General features: G+C 38.4%; 12 protein-coding genes. 2 read left to right on the top strand and 10 right to left on the bottom strand.

Going from position 1 to position 13148, the window contains the following annotated elements; genetic code table 11:
- Positions 1-7 precede the first annotated feature (7 nt).
- Entirely contained in the window at positions 8-661 is a 654-nt protein-coding gene (locus ACK4M9_RS04465; RefSeq protein ID WP_409848377.1) for a deoxynucleoside kinase, read from the top strand.
- 51 nt (positions 662-712) lie between these two features.
- On the opposite strand, the gene recQ is transcribed toward ACK4M9_RS04465, so the two are convergent.
- A complete protein-coding gene (recQ, locus tag ACK4M9_RS04460) occupies positions 713-2830 on the bottom strand; it encodes a DNA helicase RecQ (RefSeq protein WP_409848375.1) in 2118 nt (705 codons plus the stop codon).
- A gap of 165 nt (positions 2831-2995) precedes the next feature.
- On the opposite strand from recQ, the gene ACK4M9_RS04455 reads away from it, so the two are divergent.
- Positions 2996-3148 carry a hypothetical protein gene (locus ACK4M9_RS04455; protein ID WP_409848374.1) on the top strand — a complete coding sequence of 51 codons (153 nt, stop codon included), beginning with the start codon at positions 2996-2998 and terminating at the stop codon, positions 3146-3148.
- 127 nt (positions 3149-3275) lie between these two features.
- On the opposite strand, the gene ACK4M9_RS04450 is transcribed toward ACK4M9_RS04455, so the two are convergent.
- The 9 genes from ACK4M9_RS04450 to ACK4M9_RS04410 form a co-directional block, all read right to left on the bottom strand.
- Positions 3276-3836, bottom strand: coding sequence for a 4Fe-4S dicluster domain-containing protein (locus ACK4M9_RS04450; RefSeq protein ID WP_409848373.1), 561 nt, complete (start codon positions 3834-3836; stop codon positions 3276-3278).
- Entirely contained in the window at positions 3833-4099 is a 267-nt protein-coding gene (locus ACK4M9_RS04445; RefSeq protein WP_409848372.1) for a chaperone NapD, read from the bottom strand. The genes ACK4M9_RS04450 and ACK4M9_RS04445 overlap by 4 nt, the downstream gene beginning before the upstream one ends.
- 22 nt (positions 4100-4121) lie before the next feature.
- Positions 4122-4574, bottom strand: coding sequence for a nitrate reductase cytochrome c-type subunit (locus tag ACK4M9_RS04440; protein WP_409848371.1), 453 nt, complete (start codon positions 4572-4574; stop codon positions 4122-4124).
- Positions 4575-4585: 11 nt separating this feature from the next.
- Positions 4586-7156 carry a nitrate reductase catalytic subunit NapA gene (gene napA / locus ACK4M9_RS04435; RefSeq protein ID WP_409848370.1) on the bottom strand — a complete coding sequence of 857 codons (2571 nt, stop codon included), beginning with the start codon at positions 7154-7156 and terminating at the stop codon, positions 4586-4588.
- Positions 7157-7561: 405 nt separating this feature from the next.
- Positions 7562-8113: a 4Fe-4S dicluster domain-containing protein gene (locus ACK4M9_RS04430; RefSeq protein WP_409848369.1), complete on the bottom strand. Its 552-nt coding sequence runs from the start codon at positions 8111-8113 to the stop codon at positions 7562-7564.
- Positions 8110-8376 carry a chaperone NapD gene (locus ACK4M9_RS04425; RefSeq protein WP_409848368.1) on the bottom strand — a complete coding sequence of 89 codons (267 nt, stop codon included), beginning with the start codon at positions 8374-8376 and terminating at the stop codon, positions 8110-8112. The genes ACK4M9_RS04430 and ACK4M9_RS04425 overlap by 4 nt, the downstream gene beginning before the upstream one ends.
- Positions 8377-8406: 30 nt before the next feature.
- Positions 8407-8856, bottom strand: coding sequence for a nitrate reductase cytochrome c-type subunit (locus tag ACK4M9_RS04420; protein ID WP_409848366.1), 450 nt, complete (start codon positions 8854-8856; stop codon positions 8407-8409).
- 11 nt (positions 8857-8867) lie between these two features.
- On the bottom strand, positions 8868-11450 hold the full coding sequence (gene napA / locus ACK4M9_RS04415) for a nitrate reductase catalytic subunit NapA (RefSeq protein WP_409848365.1): 2583 nt from the start codon (positions 11448-11450) through the stop codon (positions 8868-8870).
- 672 nt (positions 11451-12122) lie between these two features.
- Positions 12123-13001, bottom strand: coding sequence for a hypothetical protein (locus tag ACK4M9_RS04410; RefSeq protein ID WP_409848363.1), 879 nt, complete (start codon positions 12999-13001; stop codon positions 12123-12125).
- Between the last annotated feature and the right edge of the window lie 147 nt (positions 13002-13148).

The following is a 13148-nucleotide window of genomic DNA, read 5'->3' as shown; positions in this document are numbered from 1 at the left end:
GAAAAGCATGATTGAAACAAAAATCAAGAGTAATGCTTTAATCACATTAGCAGGAACTGTAGGAGTTGGAAAATCCACTTTAACAAGAAATTTAGCTAATGCTTTAAACTTTAAAGCATCTTATGAAAAGGTTGACGGAAATCCATATTTGGAAGACTATTATGCTGATTTCAAAAAATGGTCTTTTCATTTACAAATTTACTTTTTAGCAGAAAGGTTTAAACAACAAAAGGCGATGTTTGAAAGTGGCTATGGCTATGTACAAGATCGCAGTATCTATGAAGACGTAGGGATTTTTGCGAAACTCCAATATGATCAAGGTAACATGCGTGATCGTGATTTTGAGACGTATAGTTCGCTTTTTGAAGCTATGACCTTATCACCTTATTTTCCCAAGCCTGATGTGTTGATCTACCTAGATGGGTCACTTGAGAAAATTATCGAGCGTATACATAGACGTGGTCGTAAAATGGAGACAGACACGCCTATTAAATTCTGGGAAGATTTATATGCTCGTTATCACAACTGGATTAACGAGTTTACAATATGTCCTATATTAAGACTAGACATTGAAAAGTATGATAGTCACGACCCTGAGTCCATTGCTGCAATTATTAAGGAAATTGAACGTTTGACGACTAGAGAGGTCGTTCTAAAATAATTCGGAAATTTAGTAAAAAACAAGAGGTAGAATATTTCCTACCTCTTGTTTTTATATACATAACGCAAGTTTGATATGAAAATAGCTAATTTCTTCTGGTAGTGCTTCTTTCAAAGGCTTCAGTTTCTCCCCACCAAGTTCTGCACGTTTTTCATTAATTAACTGCAGATATGAACTAGGTAAAACTCTTTCCCAATCAAGTTCAATTTTTTCTATTGCGCCTTGAATTAGGTGTTGTTCTACAGTCGTTATTTTTAAGCCTCGTTCTAGGGCAATTTCATTAATATCTTTCCCTTGTTTGTAGAGCTGAAGTGAAATCGAATAACTGAGATCTTCTTCTTTTTTCATTGGTTTTTCTTGTACTTCTAGTATAGATTCAGTCAGATTATTTTCACCCTCAAAATTGATAATCGCTTCTAAGAACCTCTCTCCGTATTTCTCAAACTTCATTTCCCCTACCCCTTTAATTTGGAGCATATCAGCTTTCGTCTTAGGATGAAATTTGCACATCTCTTTTAATGTAACATCTGAAAAAATAATATATGGTGGAAGTTTTTCTTCTTCTGCTAGCTCTTTACGTAATTGACGAAGCACTTCAAACAGTTCAGAGTGAATTGGCTCTTCCTTTCTTGTTGGCCTCACTTTTTGGAGTACTTTCTCGCCATTTTTCAACACAGAAACAGCTTTTTCTGTTAGTTTTACTGTAGGATATTGGCCTGTAGTCAGGGCTAAATACCCTTCTGCAATAAACAATTGCGTAAGTTCACTTATTTCCTTTTCGGTTTTATCTTTCATAATTCCGTAGGTCGTTAATCCCGTTAAATGCAAATCCTTAATCCGTTTGTTGTTTGATCCTTTAAGGACTTGAGCGACTAACGTTACCCCAAAACGTTCTTTCATCCTTACGATACAGGAAAAGATTTTTAAGGCGTCAGTTGTCACGTCTACTTCCTCTAAATCTGATTTACAGCTAGAGCACTTGCCACAATCAGTGTCAGAGGTATCACCAAAATAGTTTACAATGTAACTTTGTAAACACTTCGTCGTATGACAGTAGTCAACCATTGCTTGAAGTTTACTATATTCATGATCCTTCCGGTCTCCCTCAGAAGCATTTTGTTCAATTAAATACTTTTGTGTTTGAACGTCCTTGCTCGTATAGAGCAATACACATTCGCTATTTTCACCATCTCGACCAGCTCTACCTGCTTCCTGGTAATAAGCTTCCATACTTTTTGGTAACTGATAGTGAATAACATAGCGAACATTCGATTTATCAATTCCCATCCCAAACGCATTCGTGGCAATAATTATTTTTTCATCATCATAAATAAATTTTTCCTGATGCTCATTACGAATTTGTTCTGCCATACCCCCGTGATAAGTAACTGCTTGTACTCCATTTTTCTCTAAAAAAGGCTGGAGCTCTTCAACGTCTTTTCTTGTTGCTGTATATATAATTCCACTCTCACCTTGCAGGCGCTTAATAAATTCTAGTAAATATTTCTTTTTATTCCCTGTTTTCACAACAGAAAAGGCTAAGTTTTCGCGTTCATAACCAGATACAAAATCTAATGGGGAATTTAACATTAACCCTTGTTTGATATCTTCGGCTACAGCTTTTGTGGCTGTTGCTGTAAAAGCGGCAATCACCGGTCTTGGTGATAGTTGTTGCATTAAATGACCAATTCTGGCGTAACTTGGTCGGAAATCGTGTCCCCACTGCGATATACAGTGTGCTTCATCGACGGCGATTAAATCAATTGGTAACTGCTGTAGAAAATACAAAAATTGATTAGATTCCAATCGTTCCGGTGAAACATAAACGAGCTTATACGTACCTAGTTTAATTTTATTCATGATATTGGCTTGGTCAGCGTGTGAAACTGTACTATTCAAATAAATAGCTGGAACGCCAATACTATTTAACGTATCGACTTGATCCTTCATTAAAGAAATGAGTGGACTAATAACTACAGTAATCCCGTTAAAAAGCATTGCCGGGACCTGATAGCAGATCGATTTTCCGCCTCCAGTTGGCATAATACATAATGTATCATTTCGTTGCAGTAGTGCTGTGATGATTTCTTGTTGATTGCGCCTAAAACTATCGTATCCATAGTATTTTTTTAAAATTGTTAATGGTGTTGCCATTTCTTTATCTAACATAATCCCATCTCCGTAACAAAAAAGTATCAATGTAACCATAACATAGAGAGATGTATTGTGGAAGTTTATATATTCGTAAAAACAGGTCTCCAACAGTTAATAGAAACTTCGTAATTACAGATAATAATAGATGTACCCTAATTCAATGGATAGGAGCTGATCAAAATGACAAAGCGAAAAAGCAACCCTAGAAAAGAAGGGAAAAATAAGCATGGTGCTCATGTGAGTCCTCTTGGAAACTCACCTACTCAAGAGTTTGCGCGCGAGCCATATGTCGAAGCTGGCCAAGCTGGCAAGCAAAACAACGATAAAAGGTAAAAGAAAGAGGTTGTCCCTGAGCTAAGTAACAGTCACCTAAGGCACGATATCTTGTATAGTTTCACTTAGGAAACCATACAAGATATCGTGCATATCAAGGTGAGCTGTCACTTATGGGACAACCTCTTCATTTTACTTCTAGAGCTTTTACATAAATTCCCTTATACGTCTGAATACAAGCCGCGACGCACTGACCACAGCCATTACAATTGCTTTCAATCACTTTTGGCTTACCATTCTCCACGGTTAAAGCATCACGCCCTAGTGGGCAAGCCCTTATGCAGTAATCACACATTGTTCCTTTATGAGCCAGGCAATTAAACTCAAACACTTCAGCTACTCCAAGTTTTTCCTCGGGTCCGACCATCTCGAGCGCCCCTGTTGGACAATGCGTAATACATTTGTTACAAAATGTACAAGGAGATTCGTTCGGGGTGATAAAAGGAGTCCCCGCAAGTTTCGCCCCATAATCTACAGAAAACAGACCAATCGTTGACGTAGGACAAACGTCTTCACAAACGCCACAGCGATTGCATGTAGCAATGAAAGCAAGTTCATTGCCAGCACCTGGTGGACGAATAAAGTTCCGATCTTCTTCAAGAGTAGCTCCAATTATTGACCCTAGAAAATGAAAGGAAGAACGGAAATTTTCCTTTAGATATTGTCTACGGCTCAACTTTTCATTCATTGTTGAACACTCTCTTGATGTTGCATTGCTTCATCATCCTCGAAGTTTGTGTAAGCAAGGCAGATAGAAACAATTCCATCTATTTCTTTAAATGCCTCTCCAATACGGTAGCTTTCATCAACAGAGTGGGCTTCAAGTGTTAAAACCACTTTTACCTCTTGCTCAACATGATGAACCTCTACCCCAGGAAGCTTCTGTAGTTGTTCAATGACTGCATCTGTTTTTCCCTTTACTGTAATTAGCATAAATCCTGAAATGACCATGCTTACACCTCCGAGTTAGTTGTTAATCATTAAACGCTGCTTTTGTTTCGCCTGTATCTAAACCGTGACATGTAACACAAACATATCTTGGTCCAAAAATTCCTTTCGTGCGGTCTTGATCAACGAAATGGTCAATCGGAATTACTCTAGCTCCCATAGCTTCTGCTTGTTCGTGACACATTAAGCAACTTGCACCCTTTGTTTTTGGATCCCATCTACCTGCATGATCGACTGGTTGTAAAGTAGGAGCAGAGATTAACACCATTGTTGCAGCTTCAGCTCTTTCCTGTTTTAACTGTGGTACTTCAATATTTTTAGCACCCGTTTCATTTTTCGCTTCTTGTTTTGGTGCGTCTCGCTTTGGTTCTGCTACTAGTTCACTTCCCGAGTCATTGAAGAGAGCAACCCCTACGACTATTGCAAAGATTACTACTCCCACAGAGACAGCGAATAAAAAATAATTTGTTATTTTCATGGTAGTCCCCCCTATGCCTTAATGACTTTTACAGCACATTTTTTATAGTCTGGCTGCTTGGATATTGGACAATAAGCATCTAACGTTGTATCGTTTATTAACGCTTCTTCTGCGAAGAAAGGAACAAACACTAATCCTTTTGGCGGTTTACCACGACCTGTAGTTGTTGCCTTTACTTTCGTTTCGCCACGACGTGATTTAACAATGACCCAGTCTTTATCATTAATTCCTATAGCAGCCGCATCATCTGGGTGCATTTCGCATAGCGCTTCCGGTACAGCACGGTGTAACTCAGGTACACGGCGGGTCATCGAGCCACTATGCCAGTGCTCTAGCACACGTCCAGTACATAACCATAATGGATACTCTTCGTCTGGAATTTCAGGGGCATCTTCAAACGGTCTAAAAAAGATTGTTGGACGTTTATCATTTGATTTATAAAAGCTAACATCTTTATATTTACCAACCTCACCAAACGTTTCTACTCCAACTTGGTCATACCCTTCTTCTTGCTTTCCATGAGCATATCGCCACTTCGTTTCCATCCATTCTCCGTTAACTTCACGAACTGGCCAGCGCATTCCATGTTGTTTTAAATATTCTTCGTAAGGTCCTAATTCTTTCGCCCTTGTTTTCAACTTGTGACCTAGCTCCTGAACAGCTTGGTTAGGATGTGTATGTGGGGCACTGAACAAACGGTATTCTTCAAAGAGCCTGACGCACACTTCATGATTATCGATTAGATCATTCTTCTCATAATCCCAAATATCTGGACCATACTTTCCAAATACAACATCAAAGGAATCATGGTCACCAATTTTTTTCCCTTCAAGAACCCGCTTGGCAACTTGAACTAACGTCCAAATATCCCACTTCGCCTCGCCAGGAGGCTCTTGGCACTTCTCAAATATAGAGTTACGACGTTCCGCGTTACCAAACATCCCTTCTCTTTCTACCCACATCGCTGCTGGGAATACAACGTTAGCCATCTCTGTTGATCGAGTAGGATACACTTCCGATACAACGATAAAACCATCAATTACCCCTTTACCATTAGCATCAACTCCGCGGAAACGGTTAGTTTTTGGAAGAGTTTGGCCCCAGTTATTTGACATACTCCAGAGAAATTTTACATTGCCGTTACCTAGCTGTCTAAACATGGCCATTGTATGAAGACCTGGCTTTTCAATCGCATCTAAATATCCTTCTGGTAAATTCCAAATCATTTCACTAAAACGACGGTGCTCTGGATTGTTTACAACTAAGTCAGCTGGTAAACGGTGACAGAATACACCGACTTCACGTGCTGTGCCACATGCACTAGGCTGACCAGTTAAAGAAAAAGGCCCACTACCAGGTTGGCTTATTTTCCCTGACATTAAGTGTATATCGTAAATTAAGTTATTCATCCATGTTCCACGTGTATGTTGGTTAACTCCCATTGTCCATGTAGACATAACCTTCTTATTAGGGTCGGCAAACTCTTTCGCTAAAGCTTCCAAATCTTCAGCAGGAACTCCTGATAATTCAGAAACGTAATCAAACGTATATTTTGAAACCATTTCTTTGAATTCATCAAACGTTATTGACCAAGAATCATTTGCTTTTTGACCAACTTCAGTTGCATCATAGTCATCTTCCGTTGCATGACCTAAGTTTTCTTGACCTGCTTTAAATTGGCAATGCTCTTCAATAAACTTCTGATCATAAGAACCAGTTTGAACTAAATAGTTAACAATGCAATTTGCGATTGCTAAGTCTGTTTGTGGTCTAAACACCATCACTTTGTCAGCTGTTTCAGAAGTACGAGTGTGATAGGTCGTTAAGTCATAATGTTTAACATTAGGATCTGAGAGCTTTCTAGCAGTTAAACGAGAGTAAAGTACTGGGTGCATCTCTGCCATATTTGCCCCCCAAGTAACAAAAACATCTGCCATATCTAAATCATCATAACAACCCATTGGTTCATCGGATTGAAAAGTAGACATAAAACCAGTAACCGCACTAGCCATACAAAGTCTAGCGTTAGGGTCAATATTGTTATTTTGTAACCCAACTTTCCAAAGCTTCACAGAGGCATAACCTTCGTGGATTGTTTGTTGTCCTGAACCCCAAAAGGCAATTGAATTAGGGTCCGTTTCATGTGCCTCTTTAATTTTGCTAGCAACCAAGTCTAAAGCTTCTTCCCAAGACGCTTCACGGAAACCTTCCATTGTCCCCTTCTTACTATTATCCTCACGAATTAAAGGCTTTGTTAAACGGTCTTTACCGAATAAGATTTTCCCTAAATAATAGCCTTTAATACAATTTAAGCCTCTACTTGAGCGATTTTCTGGATCCCCTTTAATAGCAATAACTTTACTGTCTTTAACCCCGACTAATACTCCACAACCTGTTCCACAGTAGCGGCAAACTGACGTTTTCCACTCATCTGGCTCAATCGTTTGTGCCTCTACTTCAACGGGATCTTTCTCAGGTTCTTTCGGTTCTGGTGCTGCTACATCTTTTTGTGTACACCCTGCTGCAACCATTGCCGATGAGATAGCAGCTGCTTTTAGTAAACTTCTACGTGTTAATTCCATGATAACTTTTCCCCCTAATCACATTTGGAATTCGAAGCTATGAATCATGTATTTATATGGTCTTAGACCATTTGATAAAGCTACGTGGCAGCAAGCATTAATGCAGACCCCACTCGCTTGGATCACATGGGAGTTGTTTCGATTACAAATTTCCAACAAAAGGACTTTTTTGATATTTTTTTAATAACTTACAACTTTTACTTAATTGTACCGTGTAAATTATATAACTTTTGTGAGATATATCACTTCTGATAAGTCTATATGTGATAATTTTTTGAACTTTATGTTCTTTTTCACCGTATTTTCAATAAGTACACTTGACAATATACCTTTATTTAAATCTAGTCATTGCGCTTAAAACAAGAGGAGGATGACCATTGGCCATCCTCCTCTTGTTACGAACTATTATAATGCTTTAACAAATATTCCTTTATAAGTTTGAATACAAGCCTGAACACACATCCCACACCCATTACAATGAGCTTCAGCTACGACTGGCTTCCCATCTTCTATTAATAATGCCTTTGTACCTAATGGACATGCTCTTACACAATAATCACAGATGGTCCCTTTAAATGCCAAACAATTAAACTCGAAAACTTCAGCTACTCCAAGTTTTTCTTCAGGTCCAACCTTTTCTAGCGCTCCTGTTGGACAATGAGTAATACACTTGTTACAAAATGTACAAGGAGATTCGTTTGGGTTGATAAAAGGTGTTCCTGCAAGTTTCGCCCCATGATCTACTGAAAATAGTCCAATCGTTGTTGTGGGACAAACATCTTCACAGACGCCACAGCGGGTGCATGTAGCAATGAAAGCAAGTTCATCACCCGCACCTGGTGGTCGAATAAAGTTTCGTTCACTTTCAATAGTAGCTCCTATAATTGACCCTAGAAATTGAAAGGATGAACGAAAGTTTTCCTTTATATATTGTCTACGGTTCAAATTTTCATTCATTGTTTAACACTCGGCTGATGTTGCATTGCTTCATCATCCTCAAAGTTGGTGTAAGCAAGGCAGATCGAAACAATTCCATCTATTTCTTTAAATGCCTCTCCAATACGATAGCTTTCATCAACAGAAGGGGCTTCAAGTGTTAAAACCACTTTTACCTCTTGCTCAACATGATGAACCTCTACCCCAGGAAGCTTCTGTAGTTGTTCAATCACTGCCTCTGTTTTTCCCTTTATTGTAATTAGCATAAATCCTGAAATGACCATGCCTACACCTCCGTAGTTAGTAATTAGTTCTTAATCATTAAACGCTGCTTTTGTTTCTCCAGAGTCTAAACCGTGACACGTAACACAAACATATCTTGGTCCAAAAATCCCTTTCGTACGGTCTTCATCAACGAAATGGTCAATCGGGATTACTTTTGCTCCCATTGCTTCTGCTTGTTCGTGACACATTAAACAGCTTTCACCCTGTGTTTTTGGGTTCCATCTGCCTGCATGGTCAACTGGTTGTAGCGTTGGTGCAGAAATTAGTACCATTGTTGCAGCTTCCGCTCTCTCCTGATTTAACTGTGGCACAACAATATTTTCAGCTGTTTGTTTAGATGTTTCTTGTTTTGGTGCCTCTTGTTTTGGTTGTGCAACATGTTCACTGCTTGAGTCATTTAAAAGAGCCATTCCAACAACAACTGCAAAGATTAACACTCCAACAGAGACTGCGAATAAGAAATAACTTGTTTTTTTCATGGTAGTCCCCCCTATGCCTTATAGACTTTAACAGCGCATTTTTTGTAGTCAGGCTCTTTTGAAAGCGGGCAATGCACGTCAAGAGTAGTATCGTTAATCATTGTTTCTTCTGCAAAGAACGGAACATACACTAATCCTTTTGGTGGTTTTCCGCGCCCCGTTGTAGTAGCTTTTACCCGTGTCTTCCCACGACGAGATTCAACAATGACATAGTCCTTATCTTGAATGCCAATTGCCGCTGCATCGTCAGGGTGGATTTCACATAACGCTTCAGGTACAGCACGATGTAGTTCAGGTACACGGCGTGTCATTGAACCACTATGCCAGTGCTCTAAAACACGACCTGTACATAGCCACATTGGATATTCCTCATCTGGAACTTCCGCATGTTCTTCAAATGGTCTAAAATAAATTCTTGGCTTATGATCTTCCCATGACTTATAGAAATCAAGATCCTTATATTTCTTCTTACCGTCGCCCATTAATTCAATACCAATTTCATCATAACCATCTTCTTGTTTTCCATTAGCATAACGCCATTTAGTTTCTAACCATTTTCCATTCTTTTCACGAACTGGCCAGCGCATACCATGTTGCTTTAAGTACTCACTGTAAGGACCTAACTCTTTTGCTCTTGTTTTTAATTTAGCTCCCATTTCTTGAACTTCTGTATTAGGGTGTAAATGTGGAGCTGTAAACAAACGATATTCATTCCATAATTTTTCGCAAGCCTCATGCTCATCAATTAAATCATTATTAGCATAATCCCAAATATCTGTGCCATCTTTACCAAATAACACATCAAAAGCATCTTTTTCACCAATCTTCTCACCTTCAAGAACGCGTTTCGCTAGTTGAACCATTGTCCAAACATCCCACTTAGCTTCTCCTGGCGGTTCTTGACATTTTTCAAAAATCGCATTACGACGTTCAGCATTTCCAAACATCCCTTCTCTTTCTACCCACATTGCTGCTGGGAAGACAACGTTCGCCATTTCAGTTGAACGAGTAGGGTAAACTTCAGAGACAACAATAAAGCCGTCAATAACACCCTTTCCATTTTCATCAATTCCACGATAACGGTTTGTTTTTGGAAGTGTTTGAGCCCAATTATTTGCCATACTCCAAAGGAATTTCACATTTCCATTTCCAAGTTCACGGAACATTTTGATTGTGTGGAAGCCTGGCTTATCAACACCATTTTCTTCTAAATACCCTTCTGGTAAATTCCAAATAAGCTCAGTAAATTTACGGTGGTCAGGGTTTCCAACCACTAAGTCAGCTGGCAGACGGTGAGAGAATACTCCAACTTCACGGGCAGTACCACACGCGCTTGGCTGACCTGTTAACGAGAATGGTCCGCAACCTGGTTGACTAATCTTCCCTGCTAATAAGTGGACACTATAAATTAAGTTGTTCATCCACGTACCACGAGTATGTTGGTTAACACCCATCGTCCATGTTGACATTACTTTCCGATTTGGATCAGCAAATTCTTTTGCTAATGCTTCTAAATCTGCCGCTGGGACACCAGATAGCTCAGCAACATAGTCAAATGTATAGACAGAAACGCGCTCTTTATAGTCTTCAAATGTAATTTCTTCGTGACCCATAACCTTTTGACCTATTTCAGATGCATCGTAATTGTCATCCCAAGTATGACCAAGATCTTCTGTACCACCAAAGAATTGACAATGATCTTTAACGAACTGTTTGTCATAAGAGTCCGTTTGAATTAAATAGTTTGCAATACAGTTAGCAATTGCTAAGTCAGTTTGCGGTCTGAAAATCAATACTTTATCTGCATTTTCTGAAGTCATCGTATGATAAGTTGTTAAATCATAGTGTTTAACATCTGTACCTGATAATTTTCTAGCTGCTATACGGGAATATAATACTGGATGCATCTCTGCCATATTAGCTCCCCAAGTAACGAATGTATCAGCTAAATCAAGGTCATCATAGCAGCCCATTGGCTCATCTGAGTTAAACGTTGTCATAAAGCCAACTACCGCACTTGCCATACAAAGTCGTGCATTCGGATCGATACAATTACTCTTAAGTCCCGCTTTCCAAAACTTAGACATTACGTACCCTTCATGAACTGTCATTTGCCCAGAACCCCAGAATGCAGCTCCATTTGGTCCTTCAGCACGCGCTTCTTTTATTTTGCTCGCAACTAAATCCAAAGCTTCTTCCCATGATGCTTCACGGAAGCCATCCATTGTTCTCTTTTTGCTGTTGTCTTCACGAATTAACGGTTTTGTTAAGCGGTCTTTTCCGAATAAAATCTTTCCTAAGTAATACCCTTTAATACAATTTAACCCTCTGTTTGATCGATTTTCGGGATCTCCCTTAACGGCAATTACCTTTTTATCTTTAACCCCAACTAAAACACCACAACCAGTTCCGCAATAACGACATACGGATGTTTTCCACTCATCTGGCTCAATTGATTGTGCTTTTACTTCGACAGGGTCTTTTTCTGGTTCTTTTAGTTCTGGTGTAGCCACTTCTTTTTGTGCACACCCTGCTGCAATCATTGCTGATGAAATTGCCGCTGCTTTTAGTAAGCTTCTACGAGTTAATTCCATTACAACTCTTCCCCCTTAACCTCATTTAGCATTCGAATTTGTTTTTCTATTTGTATATACGGTCTAAGACCGCTTGATAAAGCTTCATGGAAGATGCAACTAGGCATGTACCATAAAAAGCTACAATCACATGATCAGACATATGTTTTTCACCATTTAAGAAATCGAAGTTTGTGAGAAGCATACGATACGCCACTACTTAATTTTGTATCTTAATTAATTTGAACGTTAGTGTTTTAAGCGCTTTCTTATTTAGTTGCCTAAAAGGCGTTACCTAGGCACACCCAGTTCTAAACTCTCCTAACGATTAAATGCTAGTCAAATAGAGTTCCATATTTTCTTAGCTGCGAACGTCCCGATTTCCTAGGGATTTCACAACTAACTCTATTTTACCCGTCAAAACTGATCTGTTAATGTGATTAATATCACATTATATATGATCGAAATTTGAACAAATTTACCTTTTAAAGGAATAAAGAGTTTTCAAAAGCTTAGCCTAGCGGCTCTGACAAGCAACTTCTTGATTACACATCTTGCAAGCTTTGGACGAGTAACCACAGGAGTAGCCGGTGCTAGATAACTTATTAAGTTCAAAAAGTTAAGCTTTCTTATCTTAAAAAAAAAACTGCTAAAACAAGCAGTTTCTTTATGATTAGCCATAGCAATTCTGAACTAATACATCCATTTAAATTGATCGTCAATTACTTCACTTTCTTTAGGTACATAAAATAGACCTACATAAAAAATTGCCAACAAAAACGAAATAACCGTATATTGAATGAGGTACGGGAATCGCAGCCCCATAGGAAGCCAAAATTCTACAACTGCGGGATATACGGCAATTTGCAGAAAAATCGGAAAGCCTATCCAATAAAGGATACTTGTTTTTGTTTCTTTCCACCTTATAAAAATTGGTAATATTGTAAGAGCATATAATACACCTGCAAATAATTTAATTAATACACCATTAGGTGCATGATGCGTAAGAGTCGTATTATACTGTTGTAAAAAAGGGGCGATTAACCAATTAGTAAAGTAAAAGATGACTACAAAAATAACTGAACCGATAATAAACCTTAGCCACCATCTTTTAAATTTACAATTTACTAGATAATTTTTCAGTTGGTAGATAAATGGTTCACCGATTTTTTCAGGTTTCCAAAGTATTGTTACTAAGAAGGCAAAAATCAGAGCAGGGACTATTTGACTGATTAATTCATAGGCAAGACTGAAGTCGTTTCCACTAAAAATCTTATCTAGCATCTTCAGACCATAGAAAAAGAAATAATGATAGAAAAAAATACAAACAAATCTTTCTAAACTAGATTGTTCTAGCTTTTTAAACATCTCCCCAATCACAATTGCAATGAAGGATGTCACCATGAAGAACGGTATAACACCTGAAATACTTTCAATGAATGTAGTCTGGTTAGAGCGTCCTAATCCCATAAATAATGCAACAGATTGCCCTATTAATGTCCCAATTAAACTAATGTAAGCAACGATTAACGCGAAAAATATGGACTTTAGACAATACAAAATAACGTTCATAGATCTGTCTCACCCCTTAATATAGGACCTATGAGTAAAATCGAAAAATCTTCGTATTACTAACTATACGTTATTTTGGATCATTATTTTGTGACACATTTAGTACATTATAGCCGCTTTATTCTAAAAATTGTAACAAGCCATTAT

Origin of the sequence: Anaerobacillus sp., assembly GCF_046314235.1 — a bacterium.
In the GTDB taxonomy this organism is placed as follows: Bacteria; Bacillota; Bacilli; order Bacillales; family Anaerobacillaceae; genus Anaerobacillus.
The sequence above is the reverse complement of the archived record's forward strand: the minus strand, read 5'-3'. Positions and strand labels throughout refer to the sequence as shown.